17 protein-coding genes and 1 pseudogene are annotated in these 16,286 nt (G+C 58.4%); 9 read left to right on the top strand and 9 right to left on the bottom strand.

All coding sequences use genetic code 11. From position 1 onward, the window contains the following. Together VBE63_RS31395 and VBE63_RS12105 are read left to right on the top strand one after the other, a co-directional pair. Nucleotides 1-124: HNH endonuclease (locus VBE63_RS31395; RefSeq protein ID WP_416274545.1), on the top strand; the 124-nt coding region annotated here is incomplete at its 5' end. A gap of 183 nt (nucleotides 125-307) precedes the next feature. Continuing rightward, on the top strand, nucleotides 308-442 hold the full coding sequence (locus VBE63_RS12105) for a hypothetical protein (RefSeq protein WP_323683283.1): 135 nt from the start codon (nucleotides 308-310) through the stop codon (nucleotides 440-442). Between the two features lie 283 nt (nucleotides 443-725). Here the strand turns inward: VBE63_RS12105 and VBE63_RS12100 are convergent, their stop codons facing one another. Further along, the gene (locus VBE63_RS12100) at nucleotides 726-1,202 is read right to left on the bottom strand and encodes a bacteriohemerythrin (RefSeq protein WP_323683282.1); all 477 of its coding nucleotides are present in this window, start codon (nucleotides 1,200-1,202) and stop codon (nucleotides 726-728) included. A 375-nt stretch (nucleotides 1,203-1,577) separates the two neighbouring features. On the opposite strand from VBE63_RS12100, the gene VBE63_RS12095 reads away from it, so the two are divergent. The 6 genes from VBE63_RS12095 to VBE63_RS12070 all read left to right on the top strand — a co-directional run bounded on the left by VBE63_RS12095 (nucleotide 1,578) and on the right by VBE63_RS12070 (nucleotide 6,801). Further along, nucleotides 1,578-2,279 carry a mobilization protein gene (locus VBE63_RS12095; protein ID WP_323683281.1) on the top strand — a complete coding sequence of 234 codons (702 nt, stop codon included), beginning with the start codon at nucleotides 1,578-1,580 and terminating at the stop codon, nucleotides 2,277-2,279. Nucleotides 2,280-2,480: 201 nt separating this feature from the next. After that, complete coding sequence (locus tag VBE63_RS12090; RefSeq protein ID WP_323683280.1) at nucleotides 2,481-2,810, top strand: hypothetical protein; 330 nt, start codon at nucleotides 2,481-2,483, stop codon at nucleotides 2,808-2,810. Nucleotides 2,811-3,114: 304 nt separating this feature from the next. Then, nucleotides 3,115-3,513: a Rap1a/Tai family immunity protein gene (locus VBE63_RS12085; protein WP_323683279.1), complete on the top strand. Its 399-nt coding sequence runs from the start codon at nucleotides 3,115-3,117 to the stop codon at nucleotides 3,511-3,513. 91 nt (nucleotides 3,514-3,604) lie between these two features. After that, a complete protein-coding gene (locus VBE63_RS12080) occupies nucleotides 3,605-3,838 on the top strand; it encodes a glycine zipper family protein (RefSeq protein WP_323683278.1) in 234 nt (77 codons plus the stop codon). Between the two features lie 41 nt (nucleotides 3,839-3,879). Beyond that, nucleotides 3,880-5,493 (top strand): esterase/lipase family protein, encoded by a 1,614-nt coding sequence (locus VBE63_RS12075; protein ID WP_323683277.1) that lies wholly within the window; start codon nucleotides 3,880-3,882, stop codon nucleotides 5,491-5,493. 219 nt (nucleotides 5,494-5,712) lie between these two features. Further along, on the top strand, nucleotides 5,713-6,801 hold the full coding sequence (locus VBE63_RS12070) for a phospholipase A (protein WP_323683276.1): 1,089 nt from the start codon (nucleotides 5,713-5,715) through the stop codon (nucleotides 6,799-6,801). 146 nt (nucleotides 6,802-6,947) lie between these two features. Here VBE63_RS12070 and VBE63_RS12065 read toward each other — a convergent pair whose 3' ends face one another. The 8 genes and pseudogenes from VBE63_RS12065 to hsdR form a co-directional block, all read right to left on the bottom strand. Then, entirely contained in the window at nucleotides 6,948-7,784 is an 837-nt protein-coding gene (locus VBE63_RS12065; RefSeq protein ID WP_323683275.1) for a DUF3037 domain-containing protein, read from the bottom strand. After that, nucleotides 7,781-8,515 (bottom strand): HipA family kinase, encoded by a 735-nt coding sequence (locus VBE63_RS12060; RefSeq protein ID WP_323683274.1) that lies wholly within the window; start codon nucleotides 8,513-8,515, stop codon nucleotides 7,781-7,783. Before VBE63_RS12060 ends, VBE63_RS12065 begins: the two co-directional genes overlap by 4 nt. Further along, entirely contained in the window at nucleotides 8,505-8,660 is a 156-nt protein-coding gene (locus VBE63_RS12055; protein ID WP_323683273.1) for a hypothetical protein, read from the bottom strand. Before VBE63_RS12055 ends, VBE63_RS12060 begins: the two co-directional genes overlap by 11 nt. A 22-nt stretch (nucleotides 8,661-8,682) precedes the next feature. Beyond that, nucleotides 8,683-9,168: a restriction endonuclease subunit S gene (locus VBE63_RS12050; RefSeq protein WP_323683272.1), complete on the bottom strand. Its 486-nt coding sequence runs from the start codon at nucleotides 9,166-9,168 to the stop codon at nucleotides 8,683-8,685. Then, complete coding sequence (locus tag VBE63_RS12045) at nucleotides 9,165-9,776, bottom strand: restriction endonuclease subunit S (RefSeq protein WP_323683271.1); 612 nt, start codon at nucleotides 9,774-9,776, stop codon at nucleotides 9,165-9,167. The genes VBE63_RS12050 and VBE63_RS12045 overlap by 4 nt, the downstream gene beginning before the upstream one ends. A gap of 3 nt (nucleotides 9,777-9,779) precedes the next feature. Continuing rightward, nucleotides 9,780-11,264, bottom strand: a complete 1,485-nt coding sequence (locus VBE63_RS12040; RefSeq protein WP_323683270.1) for a class I SAM-dependent DNA methyltransferase — start codon at nucleotides 11,262-11,264, stop codon at nucleotides 9,780-9,782. Between the two features lie 3 nt (nucleotides 11,265-11,267). Beyond that, nucleotides 11,268-11,471 (bottom strand): hypothetical protein, encoded by a 204-nt coding sequence (locus VBE63_RS12035; protein ID WP_323683269.1) that lies wholly within the window; start codon nucleotides 11,469-11,471, stop codon nucleotides 11,268-11,270. A gap of 3 nt (nucleotides 11,472-11,474) precedes the next feature. Then, a pseudogene (gene hsdR / locus VBE63_RS12030) lies at nucleotides 11,475-13,810 on the bottom strand (EcoAI/FtnUII family type I restriction enzme subunit R). A gap of 298 nt (nucleotides 13,811-14,108) precedes the next feature. Here hsdR and katG point away from each other — a divergent pair. Beyond that, the gene (gene katG, locus VBE63_RS12020; RefSeq protein WP_323683266.1) at nucleotides 14,109-16,283 is read left to right on the top strand and encodes a catalase/peroxidase HPI; all 2,175 of its coding nucleotides are present in this window, start codon (nucleotides 14,109-14,111) and stop codon (nucleotides 16,281-16,283) included. Nucleotides 16,284-16,286 lie beyond the last annotated feature (3 nt).

The following is a 16,286-nucleotide window of genomic DNA, read 5'->3' as shown; positions in this document are numbered from 1 at the left end:
ATGGTGCTACAGCCGAAGCCGGTTTCCCTTTCGCTCAACCAGCTCGGCTGAGCATGGGGCCGACACTACAGAGAATGTAGTTGCGCTCTGCCCAAACTGTCATCGAAAACGCCACCACGGCTAACAAACTCGCCAGCCCGATGCCCAGAAGGAAGCTAGACGCGACGGCGTTCCACCCATCGAAATGGTTAACGGAGAGAAACTTATGTCAATGTTTGAACACCTGCAGCTCGGCGTACGCCCGAAATAATTGTAGTGGGTAGATTGGTCATGGATCGGTGATCCTTCGGCCTCTGGTCGCGAGATCATGGCCTGGGCCGTGACTGAGGCTGAGGGCTATGCGGTATTCAGCCGCGATCTCGACTTCTCGACCATGCTCGCACTAACCCACGCCGGCAGGCCGAGTCTGGTGCAACTCCGCGGTCCCAAGGGTGCTGCCTGAGCAGATTGCCAAGCATCTCGTCGAGTCACTACGCTGCTTCCGCGCCGACTTGAGCCCGAACTCTCCAATTCCTAGATCCTCTCGGCGTCCTCTGCGCCGTCGCGGGCAGTCACGGCTGGCTCTGGTGGTGAGATGGGGCGACCCGCCCGTGAGCGCTTCCACTTCTTCAATGATAAGCTGGCCAAGCCGTTCCGCTGGACTTATGAGGGCAAACCACTCGCAGCATGAATGAACAACTGTCTCAGGACTTTCACTCTGGACCACTAGGGCGGCTTCAGAGAGGTCAAAAAATCCCGTGCTCGTTAAAGGTCTGCGAATATTGCTTATCGGTCCCGATGATGTGCCCATTGAGCCAGTTGCGGATGAACGTCAGTGTCTCAACAGTCAAGAAGGCCTTGCCTGCGTGAAATTTGTCTTGCAGTTCGGCTAGCCGGTTGACGAAGGCATGGTGCTCTATGATGTGGGCTTGCTTGTCGGCGTAGTTGATCGCATGAAAATAGCTTTCTTCCTCCTTGAAGTGCGTTTCTGTATATTCAACGAGTTGGTCGAAGATGAGCTCTAAGATGTCATTGCCGCGGCCCCGTGTCATGGCTTCATGCAGCTTGTTGTAGAGCCCGATGAGATGACGATGCTGCCGGTCGATCTCTGCAACATTGACGCTGTAGCTCTCGTTCCACTCGATGAGTGGCGCGTATGTGTTGGCAGTCGGCGTTGTTTGCTCAGCAACGCCGTCGCTTATAGAAATACGGGGCTTCTGCATGTTGGTGGTTAGAGGCTCAGTGTTGCGGATGGCTGACGCAGCCACCTCGGGGAGGGTTTATCGGGGCACCCCCGCCCGCGCCTCAGGGCGTCGTTGGGCGTCTCCGATGTTCGGTTCCAATGGTATCAAACTCGCCGTATAAGAGCGCTTGCAAGCGCCGATGGCTCACCCCGGACTGGTCCAACATCTCGGTGCCGAGTCCGGGCAGGGTACTGCGGTGATCGACTGCCTGGTTTGCAGCGTCAGGACTCAGGCAGAGAGCTGGCACTGGGTTGCAGATTATCAACAAGCTATCCATGACTTGACAGCGGCCGGGCGCTGGCTAGGATCACGCCTCTTGTTGAGTTCTTCATCATTGTGCGCGGGGTGTGCGGCGTGAGTCAGATCCATTTCATTGGCGGAGAGAAGGGAGGCGTCGGTAAATCAGTGCTTTGCCGGCTGTTGGCCCAGTATCACATCGATCAGAACCGGCCGTTGCGTGTTTTCGACACCGACCGCTCCCATGGTGCCATGATGCGCTTTTATGAGGGTTATAGTACGCCCATCACGCTCGACGACTTCGCCAGCGCCGACCAACTCATGGAGGCTGCGCTAGAGCAAAACCAGACTGTGCTGGTGGACTTGGCGGCCCAGACCTCCCGGCCCCTGTTCCAATGGATGGACGAGACTGACCTGCTTGGGCTAGCGAACGAGGAGGGCGTTAGCCTGGTTCTCTGGCACCTGTTGGACGATGGCGCGGACGGTATCGAGCTCTTAGAGCAGTTGCTCGATCAGTTCTCGAATGGCGCCCAGTATGTGGTGGTCAAGAACCTCGGACGAGGCAAGCATTTTTGCAACTTTGAGGCTTCCCAGACACGCGCCAGGGTTACAGCGCTGTCTGCCCCTGTCATCGAACTGCCTGAACTGCACGCCGCCGCCATGCGCAAGGTTGATCACGGAAACCTGAGTTTCTGGGCTGCGGCCAACAACGCAGAGGCGGGGCTGGGGCTGATGGATCGCCAGCGCGTCAAGGTCTGGATGCGCAAGGCCTACCGGCAGCTCGACGTCATCGCTGAGACCTTTGCTGAGGGTTCATAGCCAGCCCTTTTAAGGTGACCAAATTCGCCTGACTGCAAGCCCCTGATTTTTAGTCCAGATGCTTGCGACGTTCCCTATGGTTCAGTGACCGCCAGATTCACTTGCAATCGTAACTAGCTGATCCTGAATGTTGTTTTTATGCACCTTAAAAGGGCTGGGTTCATAGCGTAAATTCAACGCGACAAACGAAACGATTGTTTCATGGCAAAGGTAAGAGCAATGGAATTGATACTAGACCCCGAGAAGTTCGATGAACATCAGGCGATATTCATCGCTGAAATGGTTAAAAAGATCAAGATCAAGCTGCAAGAAGCGGGTTTGAAAGAAGAGGATGTGCCAACGCTGACAGCAAACATTGCATTCAGTATTGCCAGCATCATTGATGATACCTCAGCGGTAGAACATGATGATGTCGAAGGCAGGCCCTATTTAACCTTTCGGACAGAAGACGACAGGCTCATTCATTGTGGTGAAAACGCCTATACCTATGAGCATGTGTTTGGGGTGTTGCGATCGTTATTTGATGAATGAATGATTAGGCGACTTGGCGCTTGGTGACGGAGATCCCCGCTCCCGACAGCAATATCCGAACCCAAAGACACACACGCCCAGATGAAGTCTCTCCAGGCTCAGATTGAGCATCGAAGATGCTAACAATTGGGATTTGGTGTCAGGTAGCATCGACGAGATTCGTTCATGCTTAGACTGGTCGCACAGCAGCGCTGGACCTGAGCCTCGACCAGTGTCCGAGCGGGTCTCCAGTTACCCCGGTCTGCTGCGCAAGTGTTGCGGTGCAGATCACCTTGCATACATCGCTAGCCGAAGGAGTTTCGTCGTGTCGCCAATCTTCCCTGCCGGCCCAAAGGCCGGAATCAATGTAGTTGTTGCTACTGTCCTCGCCGCCTTTGCTGGCTCAGCTGCCGCCGTCGAGGCGGAGGATCTTCGATTCGATACCACTGAAGACCTGTATCAGGTCTGCGCCGCGAATCCAGCTTCACCCGCACAGCTAGCTTGCACCGGTTTTATCAAAGCCACCGTGCAGTATCACGACGGGGTTGCCAATAAGCGCGACATGAAGCGCCTGATCTGCTATCCGAACGGGGTCACCATTGACGATGGCCGCACGGCCTTTTTGACTTGGGCCGAAGCCAACAAGGGCGACGCAACCCTGATGGGCGAGCAGCCGGTGGTTGGACTCGTGCGCGCGCTCGCGAAGGCCTATCCTTGCCGCTGATCTCGAACCTCAGTGATGAGTGACGCTCTCGCACAATCCGCATGCCTTGATGGCGTGCGCTATCCCGATTATCCCGATTGAAGGTTTTCAGATGATTCGCAAAGGTTTTTCGATCTCCGTACTGCTCATCTTGGCGCTTGTCCTGGCAGGCTGTGGCGAGACCACCACGAGCCGCGCTGGCAGTGGTGCGCTGATGGGTGCCGCTGGTGGCGCAGCGATTGGCTCACTCAGTGGCAATGCCGGTCGCGGTGCCGCGATTGGTGCCGGTGCCGGTGTGCTTGGCGGCTATCTGTTCGATCAGCATCGTCGAGGTAACATCGACTGAGGTGCCAAGCGGCGGCGCCTTGAGTAGCGAGGCCGTCTGCGTTGACTGAGCAGCGAGCATGGCAGTTCAGCCTGCTGATGCCGTTTATGCTGTGGATGCTGGGTGGCTGCCAGTCGCTGGCGCCGCCCAAGCCCGAGGCGGCGAGCGAGCAGCTGCAACAGTCGCTCGCACAACTCGCCTCGGCGCAGACGCCTGAGTCTGAGCGTCGCCGTGCGGAGAACAGCTATCGGCGTACCCTGAAGGCTATACTGCCTGCGGCGATTGCCGGCGATGGGTCGCCGCCGTTCGAGCTAGCACCTGCTGATCCGCCGCGCTGGCGCGATCCAAATGAGTTTGCCGAGATCACCCCAGTGCATCGGGAAAAGAAGCCTGATTCCGGCTTGCGGCGATCGGGGCTGGGTGCTCCCGCAGTCGGGCACATTGTTCCAGGTGGAGCCAACGCACCGCGGCGTGGCTATCATGTTCCAGTCACTGCGCTGGCCTTGCCATCCACTGACAATCGCGATGGGGATGGTCAGCTAGGGGTCGCTCTGGCCGATCCGTTGCGCGTCACATCGATCGAGCTTGGCGCCGATTCGAGCTCTGGGCCGGATGCCAACCAGCGCCCCAAAGGCGAGAGCAACTGGCGTTCGGTGGTGGGCACTGAACCACCGGATCGGTGTCTCGTGCCGGTCTCCACGTTTCAGCGCCAGTCATTGCCTGTGGCCATGGACCTTGAGGCGCCGTTGGACGCAACCCGCTCCCTGGGTCCGCGCCCGATCGATGGTCTGCGTTACCTGCTGCGCGCGGATCGCTTCTCCGGTCAGTCGCGGATCACCTTCTTGCAGCCCTTCGATCCCGATAAACGCCCGCTGGTCTTGGTGCACGGCCTGATGACCACGCCGCAGATGTGGAACCGACTGGTGCGCGAGCTGATGGCGGACCCGACGGTACGCAAGCACTACCAGTTCTGGTTCTTCTACTATCCAACGGCACAGCCGGTGCCACTCTCGGCCATGCAGCTACGCCAGGAGCTTGATCAGGCGGTGGCGGTTCATGGATCGACCAAGCCGATCGTCTTGGTCGGCTATAGCATGGGCGGTGTTCTGGCGCGGGCTCAGATCGCAGGGCTGGATGCCGTCAAGGCCGAGCAGATCGCGCCCGGTGTCTCGCAGCTGCCGGCCAGCAGTCCGGTGCGGCAGGCGCTGATCTTCGAGCCGCGCGATGACATCAGTCGTGCCGTCTTCATGTTCACGCCGCATCGTGGCAGCCGTCTGGCGACCTTCAATCTGGCACTCTGGGTCTCGCGCCTCATCCGATTGCCAAGCTGGGTTCGTCATGAGTTAGAGTCGGTCACTGATCGTTTGGCTGGCCTCGAGGCTGATCGTATTCCAACCAGCATTCAAGGGCTCTCGCCCGACTCTCCATTCCTGATCTTGCTCGATCGGACGGAGAGCAGTGTGCCGACACATTCGGTCATCGGCAACCGTGGCAGGCGTGGTGAGCTGAGTCGCAGCTCCGATGGGGTCGTTCCCTATTGGAGCGCCCATCTGCCGAGTGCCGAGTCTGAGGTGGTCGTGCCGACCGGGCATGGCGGGTTTGCGCATCCGCTCGCGATACAAGAGCTGATCCGGATCTTGCGTCAGGATCTAGTCGTGGTGAGTGGTGAGTGGTGACAGCAAACGATCGATTTTTCAACTCACCTATTCGCGTCTCATCAGGCTATCGAGTGAAGCCTCAACTCCTGGGTTGCGAGCATTTACTGGGAATAAACAAGGCTAAATTTCATTTCAGGAGACTGGAGGAGCCTAATTGATGAACGATCTTTCATGTGCAGGAGGCGAGTAATCGTGCTTCAACCGATCAAACCTTTGCGCCCGCTTGGGTTGCCTGCAATGGTGCTAGCAACTTCATGCCTGGCCTTACCAACCATCGCCAGTGCCGCCGCAGGGATGCAATCCTGTGTTCAGATTCGCGATGATCAACGCCGTCTTGCCTGTTATGACCAGATCAGTGGCCGTGCACCGGAGCTTGAGCCGCTCGCGAAAGCCAAGACGCCGAACAAGACAGCGAAACCTGCTGCATCGGATACAGCCGCTCGCAAGCCAATGCAGGTGACCACCGCAGGGGCGAAACAAGCGGATTTCAACGAGGCAGCATTGACAGCATCCGAGTCATCAGCGTCGATGTTCGATCGAGCCTGGAGCTTTGAGCCCGATAGCGATCGCTATCTGATCAAGCTCTATCGCCCAAACTACCTCAATCCGGTGCGCTATCAGAGCCGCACCAACGACAAGCCTTTTGATCCGCTGTTCAACGCCTTCGACACCGCGGACGGGGATCTCGATAAGGTTGAAGTCGCGTTTCAGATTAGCTTTAAGACCCGCGTTTGGGCGACCGATGATCGGCGCTTCGGTGTCTGGTTCGCCTATACCCAGCAGAGCTTCTGGCAGGTCTACAACGGCGATATCTCGAGTCCGTTTCGTGACACCAACTATGTTCCCGAGCTGAAGGTGGCCTGGCAACCGCAATGGTCTTTCGGCGGTTTCGATTGGCGTCTGCTGAGCCTGGGCTACACGCACGAATCCAATGGTCGCTCCGATCCGATCTCGCGCAGCTGGGATCGCTTGGTGGCCGAGATCGGGCTGGAAAAGGATAACTTCGCGCTCTTGATCCGGCCTTGGATCAGGATCGACGATTCCAGCTCGGACAAGGATAACCCGGACATCACCGATTACTATGGCTATGGCGACATCACCGCCGTCTACAAATGGCGCGGCCACAGCTTCACGCTAATGGGGCGTGGCAATCCCGCCGAAGAGAAGGGCGCGGTCAGGGCAAGCTGGATGACGCCAAAGCTTATTGGGCCACTGCGCGGCTATGTGGTCGGTTTCAGCGGCTATGGCGATACGCTGATCGATTACAACTTTAGGCAGAATACGATCTCGATCGGGGTTGCGTTGAATGACGTGCTTGATCGTTAGTAGGCGGAATCTGCAGCATTGATGGAAATCGCGTTAAGGGTTTTCAGCTTAAAGCGGGCACACGGATGATCCCCATCCCCCATTCGCGCCTGAAAAGTCGCCCATGAAGACTCGTTTGATCGACGAGTCTTGGCTGCATCCGAGCCTCAGCTGCCAGCGAACTCAAGGATTTCTGTCCGGTCTCGATATGGCAGCACGACGGCGCCAGTGTCCCGAAGCATGCTCGTTGCTTCGTGACACGCCCTAGCCCGTTGGCCAGGCTCTTCTGGACCCTCGAAAGCGAAGAGGATGTTCTCAGGGAGTGCCAATCGCTGACGCAGCCTGCGAACACGAAACTCCCATTTGTTGGCATGCTCCAGGATCTTCGTTGTTTCGCTCTGTGCTAAATTCAGCGGTTTGATGACCTTGGTTGGGCGATCGTCCCGCAACTCAACAAACGGAAAGGTAACATTGAACTCGTCATCACCGACCTTGGCTCGGTGAAAACGCTCGCCAAGCTGATTTCGCGAAAATAGCTGCCGAAGACCACTTTCCAAGACTGTTTCGCGATACGCTTTCGTGACGAAATTGCGTTCGACGTAGAACGCAAACAGCTCTTTCAGGGTTTGTGCTGGATCATCCGCCAACACCACACGCTGCTCGCTAAAACGGACGATCGTCTCGCGCGGGCGTAGAACCTCTGCGAACATTCGTTTTGCGAACTCGATATTGTTGGTCTTGAGGTGTCGATCAAACCCCTGTGACTTCAGCAGGGTGTGAACGCGTTCCAGCTCCTCTTTGAACTCGACCATGGCGCGTTGAAATACCTTAGCGTCGAGTTCTTCGAAGAACGTCGTGATGCGTCCATGGCGACGGGTCAGCAGCTCGAACCCAAAATAGCCAGCCGCAGGTGCCATCATCAGTATCCCGACGTTAGCGAATTCGCCCGTCTCTACATAGGGCATGAAGCGCACGATGGCGTATTGGCAGGGTGTCTTGCTCATGTCCAATTCCAGAATTCATCGTTTTCAAAGCCTCTGAGCAAGGCTTCAATCGCCCGCGCGTCGAAGTCAACCGGAACCGTTTGTTCGTCGTCGACGAACCACCAGACATCGGGGACTTCGCTGAGGATTGTCGGCCAGGCATCCAAGGTGCTCGACAGCCGCTGATGGTATTCATCGCGACGGCAAAAGTCACTTGAGAGCTGACTGGCTTGCGCGGCGAACACATGATGTTCGGAGAAGTCGGCTCGATTGGCGTGCAGATCGAAGGCTTGATTGTGGTCGATGACGACCAGCTCTTGGGTCCCCGGCTCCCAAAATAGATTCGGGTTGCCGCCGTACTCCCCGAGGCATCGATCCGCGTTCCTGACCCACCAGTCGAAGATCAGTACATCCTGCTGCAACGAGTCGGGCACCTGATCGATGCCGGAGATCGTCAACTCGGTAACTTGGCGCTCCAACGAACCGAAGGCCAACCCCGCCCCGAGTCCATCCAGTGACGTCCCCGCATTGAACTCGGCCAGATCCTCCGGCACCAAGACGTGCTGAAACGGTGCCACCGGCAAACCCATGAGCACAGCCAGCCGGCCCGCGACCCACTCGCAGATCTGGCTGCGTCGCCCTGCGTCCTTCCCTTTGACGAAATACAGCTTGCCGTCGTTACACCGGCAGATAAAGGGCCGGGTCATGCCTTGCTCGGACCGGCGCAGGATCTCGACGATCTCAACCGGCATTTGTTGCTTGCTCCTTGAGCAAGACACTGCGGCCCTCGAAGGCGATACCCCGGATCTGGGCGACCTTCTCGATCTCCTGCAGGGCGTAGGGGTTGTTGAGGATGTTCTGGCGCTGGGTGGAGGAGTTGGTCAGATCCTGGCTCATTGAGTGGCTCCGGTTTGGGCCGTCAGAGTTGGCCTCGGAAGGCGGCGTCGAGCAGGGAAGATTTGAGGGCGGTGAGCTGGTCGAGGCGTTCTTGGGTTTCGGATTCGAGGGTGTTGGTGTGTTCGGTTAAGGCATCAAGGTGGGTAACAATACGTCGTTGATCATCTACGGTGTCTGGAACACAGACCTCTTCTGCACTTAGCGAGTTCCTGTTCAAAGTCGGCACAGCAGCACCGGAAGCAAACCGCGTCAAATCGAAAACTGTTAGAAAGTAGTGGATGAACCTCTCGTCATTTCCGTGAAAATCTTCAACATAGAGCGCTGTGTTTAGTGGCCAATAATCGGTCTCAATAAAGTGAACTTTCCCAATTGTTCCACTTCGCCCCGTAACTACTCCTGGCCCCGAAACCATATATTGATCGATATAGTCGGTGACTCCATTTGCACTGAATAGTGGAAACGACCCTTCTACTCGTGACTTTTTGGGCAGATCGTAGCCTCTCTTCAACTGACAAACGTCCTTGAATTTTTTCCAATTCCATCCCGGCGGCAAATCATTTTCATAACCATTCGGATTGAAAGCGCCGTGCAACGCACTCTCAACAGAGCTTTGGAGAGTTTTAGTGTTTCCTGCAGATGGGCGATCGCGGTGTCTATGCGGGTGAAGAGCGCGTCGAGCTTGGCGACGATGCGTTTTTGTTCGTCAAAGGGAGGGAGGGGAATATGCTTCTGCTTTAGAATAGGAAAGTGTCGACGGTAACCTTGGCTGTCTGGCCGAAACTGCGAGATCGCGTAAAATAAGTAGCAAGAAAAAACCCCTTCCTTCGGAGCGAGAACCTTTGTTCCATCTGCCCCGCAAATAAACTTAAAATCAATATGTTTAACGCTATTAGTATGATCCCCATAAACGATTACGGGTAATTTTCCACTAAAATCCTCGTCCGATTCGCAATATCCAGCTATATAGCTTTGAGATTGATCGATAATCGGAAGCGATCCTTCCGTTTGGAAATCCTTTTTTGGGATTTTTCCAACTTTAAACCCAGAAGTAGAAAAAACATCTAAAAAGCCCTTCCACTCCCACCCATCCGGCAACTCATACAACTCCTGATCCATGGCCTATCGCTCCCCCAGCAATTCATCGATCTCGCGTAGCAGATTCGTCACAGCCGTCTCCTTCTCTTGAATCAGCTCCAGGATCTTGCGCGGCGGCAGGTGCTCCACGTTGTTCTGCTTGGCCGGGTTCTTGGCGGAGAGGTCGTAGTCCTCCTTGAGCTTCACCACCGGCACCGTCCAGGAGCGATCGGTAGTGGTGCGCTGGCCATAGAGCGCGACGAACTCGGCCAGGTGCGCATCGGCGAGGGGCTTGTTCTTTGTGAGCTTCTGCTCGGGCTCGCACTCGTAGAACCAGGTCTCGGTGGTGCCGCCGCTGCGCTCAAAGAAGATGACGTTGGTCTTGACCCCGGAATAGGGCAGGAAGACGCCAGCGGGCAGGCTGAGGATGCTGTGCAGGTTGAAGTGCTCCAGCAGCTCTTGCTTGACCTGGGTGAAGGCGCTGTTGGTCTGGAACAGCACACCCTCGGGCACGACGATAGCGGCCTTGCCGCCGCTTTTGAGCGACTTCATGAAATGCTGCAGAAAGAGCAGCTCGGTGGCGTTGCTCTGAATGGGGAAGTTCTGCTGGATCTGGGCCTTCTCCTTGCCACCGAATGGCGGGTTGGCCAGGATGATGTCGTAGCGGTCCTTCTCCTGGATGTCGCGAATGTTCTGGGTCAACGTGTTCTTGCGGTAGAGGTTGGGCGATTCGATGCCGTGCAGGATCATGTTCATCATGCCCATGACATAGGCCAGCGTGGTCTTCTCGTAGCCGTAGAAGGTCCGCTGCTGGATCTGGTCCCACTGGCTGGTGCTGAGCTTGGCTCGCTTGGCTTTGAGGTGCTCGAAGGCCTGGATAAGAAAGCCGCAGGAACCAGCGGCGGCGTCATAGACGGTCTGGCCCGGTTGTGGGTCAATGACCTGGACGATGGCACGGATCAGCGGTCGCGGGGTGTAGAACTCGCCGGCATAGCCGCCGGCATCGCCCATGTTCTGAAGCAGCCCCTCGTAGACCTGGGACAGCTCGAACAGCTCGCTCTCTGACTGGAAGTTGAGCCCATCGATGATATCCAACACCTCCCGCAGGGTGTGGCCGGAGGCGATCTTGTTGTCCAGGTATTCGAAGATGGCGCCAATCTTGTAGCGGAAGGCGTTGGGGTCAGCGCCGATGGTCGATCCGGCTGCGTTGCGGAACGACTTGAGATAGGGGAATAGCTCCCGGTTGACGTACTCGCGCAGATCATCGCCAGTGCGTGCCCGTTGGATGTCCGGCCTGCCGTCGGTGGTCTTGGGGCAAGCCCAACTGGTCCACCGGTGCTGCTCGTCCAGCACCGGGCTGTAGTCGATGCCGGAGAGGATCGCTTCATCCGCCTTCTCGGTCTCGTAGTCGTCGAGGAACTTGAGGAACAGAATCCAGGAGGTCTGCTCGGTGTAGTGCATGGCCCCGGAGATGCCGTCATCGCGGCGCAGGATGTCGGTGATGCGGTCGATTTTTTGTTGGAGCGACATGGGCTAGTTGAGCTTTCGGACGATGAAGTTGTACATGTTGTTGATGTCTTCGCTGATCTCCTGGGGTGGGATCAGGTCGATGTAGGCTTGGAGTTTTTCAGGACAAAGGCCATCAGATCCGTTCACCAGCGGGTTGATGGAGATCTTGTCGAAGCTTAGGGTCTGCTGTTCGTTGTGCAGAGGATTAGGTGCGAGGGTCAGATCCATGATCTAGGTGCCATGGTAGAGCTGGTGTTGCAGTTGCCGGAAGGCGGCGAGCACATTGGTCGGGCTGCCGCCGAAGGCGCGGGACGCATCTCGCGTCGTGCCGAGGCCGGACATCTTGATCAGGCCGGGCATGCGGTCGCGGGCGAGCTCGGAGACGCCGGTCTCTTCATAGCGGTTCAGGACAAAGTGCAGGAAGTCGCGCGCCGGTTGTTGATCAAACTGGTTGAAGAAATCGCTGTTATCGCGCGTTGTTTGCGCCCTGGCCCGTCGCGTCTCCATGGGCTGCTCGAAGGCCAGAAAAGCCAACAAGTCGAACAGGTCGCTCTGCTCGGCCGCGAACAGGCGGCGCAGGGTGGCCAGCTGCTCGGCATCAAAGCCGGCCTGACCGAGCTGCTGCAGCAGGACCTCGCGCTGATCTGGGTCGGACCAGGTCTTGCGCAGGTCTTCCGCTGACGTAAACAGACCCGGCAACTTCGCCATGAGACGCTCGACGAATTGTTGAGCGGAGAGCGGGCGGCCGTTCTCGTCGATGTAGCGGATCTCCACGTCGATGACCTTGAGCTCGCGGGCCGAGCTGAGCCGAACGGTGAGCTTCTCCCGTGGCGCATCTTCCCCATCGTCGTCTTCTCCACCGGCTTCAGCTGGATTGTTCGCCGGATCGTTTTCGTAGGCTGGCGGAGGCGGCTCGTTGATGTCTACAACCGCCGGTGTGTCTACCTCGAGCGGGTCACCGTCCCAGTCCTCGTCGTAGAAGCGGTTGGTGGCGCCGCGAAAATCGACGATGGTGAAGTAATCCTTGCCTTCGAAGATGCGGGTGCCCCGGCCGACGATCTGCTTGAACTCGACCATCGAGCCAATGGCGCGATCCAGTACGATGTTGCGCACGTTTCTGGCATCGACGCCTGTGGTGAGCATCTGGGACGAGGTGAGGATGGTCGGAATGTCGCGATCGTTATTCTGGAAGCGCTCCAGCAGGTTGCGCCCCGGTTTTCCCTCGTCGCTGGTGACGCGCACGCAGTAGAGCGGATCGGCCACTGCTTTGTGCTTGTTGATCATGTCCCGCATGGTCAGGGCATGGTTCTGATTGGTGCAGAAGACGATAGTCTTCTCCAGCGGGTTGATGTTGGTGAGGATGGCGCGGACGACCAGTTCGGTGCGCTGGTCGGCGATGATCTTGTTGTCGAAATCGTTGGTGTCGTAGACGTCCTGGTTGGACTCGCCCTTAAGGATCTCGTCGTCGGCAGTCAGAACCAGCTCGTCGAGGTTAGTGCGGATGCGCTTGACGCGATAGGGCGTGAGAAAGCCGTCGTTGATGCCGTCCTTCAGCGAGTATTCGTAGGCGGGCTGGCCGAAGTAGCTGTAGGTATCGATGTTGTCGGTGCGCTTCGGTGTGGCGGTGAGGCCAAGGTGCACGGCTGGCGCAAAGTGCTCCAGGATGGCGCGCCAGGAGCCTTCGTTGTTGGCCGCGCCGCGATGACATTCGTCGATGATGATCAGGTCGAAGAAGTCGCTCGGGTATTCCCGATAGTAGCCGCCGATGTTTTCTCTCTCGGCAATGGCCTGGTAGATGGCGAAGAAGAGGTGGGCGTTGGTCGGCACTACGCCGTTGCGGCGTCGGACCTCGTCGCCGTCGATCTTGATCAGGTCTTTCTCGTAGGGGTTGAAGGTGTTGATCGCCTGATCCGCGAGGATGTTGCGATCTGCCAGGAAGAGGATGCGCGGACGGCGTGATCCGGGTTGTTGGCGATTCCAGCGCGCCTGAAACAGCTTGTGGACGATCTGGAAGGCGATGAAGGTCTTTCCTGTGCCGGTTGCCAGTGTCAGAAGCACGCGCCGATCGCCCTTGCCAATGCATCGGTGGCGGCGTGAACGGCCAGCTCTTGGTAGTAGCGCGGGCGCATCCCTGTTTCCAGGTAAAACGGGGTGTTCCTGAGTGCGCTGGCGAGTTCGGTTGTTGCGCCAGCATAACGGGCAAGCAGTTGCGCTGGTGTCGGGTAACTGTCCTTGTAATCGCCCTTTCCGGTCTCGAGGTCGAACTCGTAGATCTGCTCGCCATTGGTGGAGTAGACGAAGCGGACGCAAAGTTTAGTGGCGTAGGCAATGGCCTGCTGCAGCCCTTGCGTCGGGTGCGCCGATGCCTTCTTCGCTTCGATGATCGCAAGGTGGCGATTTTGGCTATGCAGAAGGTAATCGACGAAGCAGCGGCTGCCACGCTGGTTGCCCGCGAGCTTGCGGCCATCGGTGAAGTAGTATTCCCGGCTAACTTGATCGCGTTCCCAGCCGGCGCTCGCCAGTGCGGGGTCGATGGAGTGGGCTCGGGTGTCTGCCTCCGTGGTCATGCGTTATTCCTGAGGCTTTTCATCGCGTCGACGATTGAATCTCGCGGCAGTTCATCACCTGGCATCGATATCATCAATGCTCGCATTGAGGGTGACGATGCTAACACCGCTGGAAGCTGGCAACCGAGTCTTGTCACTTCACCCGAGCCTGTGCAATCGGCGATGTCGATCAGCAACATGTGGCAAACCGATTAGCCGTCGCTGCTGCTGGCGCGTAGCCTGAAATCCGGCCTGACAGACACCCGACAGGCATCCAACCGCCAAACCGAACAGATTGATACCCTACGCAGAGGTCACGATGGCAAACACCCCGATGAGTACAGCCGGCCAATGTCCAGTCATGCACGGTGCGAACACCGCTGCTGGGTCCACCGTCATGGACTGGTGGCCGAAGGCGCTGAACCTTGACATCCTGCATCAGCACGACCGCAAGACCGACCCCATGGGCGAGGCCTTCGATTATCGCGAGGCGCTGAAGCAGCTCGATGTCGATGCGCTCAAGCGCGATCTCCACGCGCTGATGACCGACAGCCAAGCCTGGTGGCCGGCGGACTGGGGCCACTATGGCGGTCTGATGATCCGCATGGCCTGGCACGCCGCCGGCTCCTACCGCATCGCCGACGGCCGCGGCGGCGCGGGCACCGGCAACCAACGCTTCGCACCGCTGAACAGCTGGCCGGACAACGTCAACCTCGACAAGGCACGCCGGCTGCTCTGGCCAATTAAAAAGAAATACGGCAACCAGATCAGCTGGGCCGATCTGATCATCCTCGCTGGCACCGTTGCCTATGAATCCATGGGCCTGAAGACCTTCGGCTTCGGCTTTGGCCGCGAGGACATCTGGCATCCGGAGAAGGACACCTACTGGGGCTCGGAGAAGGAGTGGCTGGCGACCAGCGACAGCGAGGGTAGTCGTTACTCGGGCGAGCGTGATCTGGAGAACCCGCTCGCCGCGGTCATGATGGGGCTCATCTACGTCAACCCCGAGGGCGTCGACGGCAACCCCGATCCGCTCAAGACCGCCGTCGACGTGCGCGAGACCTTCGCGCGCATGGCGATGAACGACGAGGAGACCGTTGCGCTGACCGCTGGTGGGCACACCGTCGGCAAGTGCCACGGCAACGGCGACGCGGCGCTGCTCGGACCCGATCCAGAAGGCGCCGAGCTGGAAGAGCAGGGCCTCGGCTGGATCAACAAGACCCAGCGCGGCATCGGTCGCGACACCATGAGCAGTGGTATCGAAGGTGCCTGGACCAGCCAGCCGACGCGCTGGGATAACGGCTACTTCAAGATGCTGCTCGACCATGAGTGGGAGCTGAAAAAGAGCCCCGCCGGCGCCTGGCAGTGGGAGCCGGTCGAGATCGCCGAAGAAGACAAGCCGGTCGATGTCGAAGACGCCTCGATCCGCTACAACCCGATCATGACCGACGCCGACATGGCGATGAAGATGGACCCGGTCTATCGCGAGATCTCGGAGCGGTTCTACAAAGACCCGGACTACCTCTCTGAGGTCTTCGCCCGTGCCTGGTTCAAGCTCACCCATCGCGACATGGGGCCGAAGGCGCGCTACATCGGCCCCGATGTGCCGCAGGAGGATCTGATCTGGCAGGACCCAGTGCCAGCCGGTCGCACCGACTATGACATCGCCGCCGTCAAGGCCAAGATCGCCGCCAGTGGTCTCGGCATCGGCGAGATGGTCGCCACCGCCTGGGATAGCGCCCGCACCTTCCGTGGCTCAGATATGCGCGGCGGCGCCAATGGGGCGCGCATCCGCCTGGCCCCGCAAAAGGACTGGGAGGGCAACGAGCCTGAGCGGCTGGCCAAGGTGCTCGGCGTGCTCGAAGGCATCGCCGCTGACAGTGGTGCTAGCGTCGCCGATGTGATCGTGCTCGCTGGCAATGTCGGTATCGAACAGGCCGCCAAGGCCACGGGCGTCGAGATCAGCGTGCCCTTTGCGCCGGGCCGCGGCGATGCCACCGAAGCGATGACCGATGCCGAGTCGTTCGAGCCGCTAGAGCCGATCCACGATGGCTACCGCAACTGGCTGAAGAAGGACTACGTCGTCACCGCCGAAGAGCTGCTGCTCGACCGTACCCAGCTGATGCGGCTCACCGCCCCCGAGATGACGGTGCTGGTCGGCGGCCTGCGCGTCTTGGGCACCAACCATGGCGGTACCCAGCACGGCGTTTTCACCGAGCGCGAAGGCGTGCTGAGCAATGACTTCTTCGTCCATCTGACCGACATGGCGTATCGCTGGGAGCCGGTGGGCGCGAATCTGTACGAGATTCGCGACCGCGAGACCGACGCGGTCAAGTGGACAGCCACTCGGGTCGACCTGGTGTTTGGCTCCAACTCAATCCTGCGTGCCTATGCCGAGGTCTACGCGCAGGATGACAATCAGGAGAAGTTCGTGCGCGACTTCGTCGCCGCCTGGACCAAGGTCATGAACGCGGATCGCTTCGATCTCGGCTAGGCT

Source organism: Lamprobacter sp., assembly GCF_034860625.1.
Lineage (GTDB): Bacteria > Pseudomonadota > Gammaproteobacteria > Chromatiales > Chromatiaceae > Lamprobacter.
The sequence above is the reverse complement of the archived record's forward strand: the minus strand, read 5'-3'. Positions and strand labels throughout refer to the sequence as shown.

Excerpts from the sequence above, each read along its gene's own strand:
- VBE63_RS12105 (WP_323683283.1), top strand. The coding sequence starts at position 308 with ATGGCCTGGGCCGTGACTGAGGCTGAGGGCTATGCGGTATTCAGCCGC.
- VBE63_RS12100 (WP_323683282.1), bottom strand. The coding sequence starts at position 1,202 with ATGCAGAAGCCCCGTATTTCTATAAGCGACGGCGTTGCTGAGCAAACA.
- VBE63_RS12090 (WP_323683280.1), top strand. The coding sequence starts at position 2,481 with ATGGCAAAGGTAAGAGCAATGGAATTGATACTAGACCCCGAGAAGTTC.
- VBE63_RS12080 (WP_323683278.1), top strand. The coding sequence starts at position 3,605 with ATGATTCGCAAAGGTTTTTCGATCTCCGTACTGCTCATCTTGGCGCTT.
- VBE63_RS12070 (WP_323683276.1), top strand. The coding sequence starts at position 5,713 with ATGGTGCTAGCAACTTCATGCCTGGCCTTACCAACCATCGCCAGTGCC.
- VBE63_RS12065 (WP_323683275.1), bottom strand. The coding sequence starts at position 7,784 with ATGAGCAAGACACCCTGCCAATACGCCATCGTGCGCTTCATGCCCTAT.
- VBE63_RS12060 (WP_323683274.1), bottom strand. The coding sequence starts at position 8,515 with ATGCCGGTTGAGATCGTCGAGATCCTGCGCCGGTCCGAGCAAGGCATG.
- VBE63_RS12055 (WP_323683273.1), bottom strand. The coding sequence starts at position 8,660 with ATGAGCCAGGATCTGACCAACTCCTCCACCCAGCGCCAGAACATCCTC.
- VBE63_RS12045 (WP_323683271.1), bottom strand. The coding sequence starts at position 9,776 with ATGGATCAGGAGTTGTATGAGTTGCCGGATGGGTGGGAGTGGAAGGGC.
- VBE63_RS12040 (WP_323683270.1), bottom strand. The coding sequence starts at position 11,264 with ATGTCGCTCCAACAAAAAATCGACCGCATCACCGACATCCTGCGCCGC.
- VBE63_RS12035 (WP_323683269.1), bottom strand. The coding sequence starts at position 11,471 with ATGGATCTGACCCTCGCACCTAATCCTCTGCACAACGAACAGCAGACC.
- katG (WP_323683266.1), top strand. The coding sequence starts at position 14,109 with ATGGCAAACACCCCGATGAGTACAGCCGGCCAATGTCCAGTCATGCAC.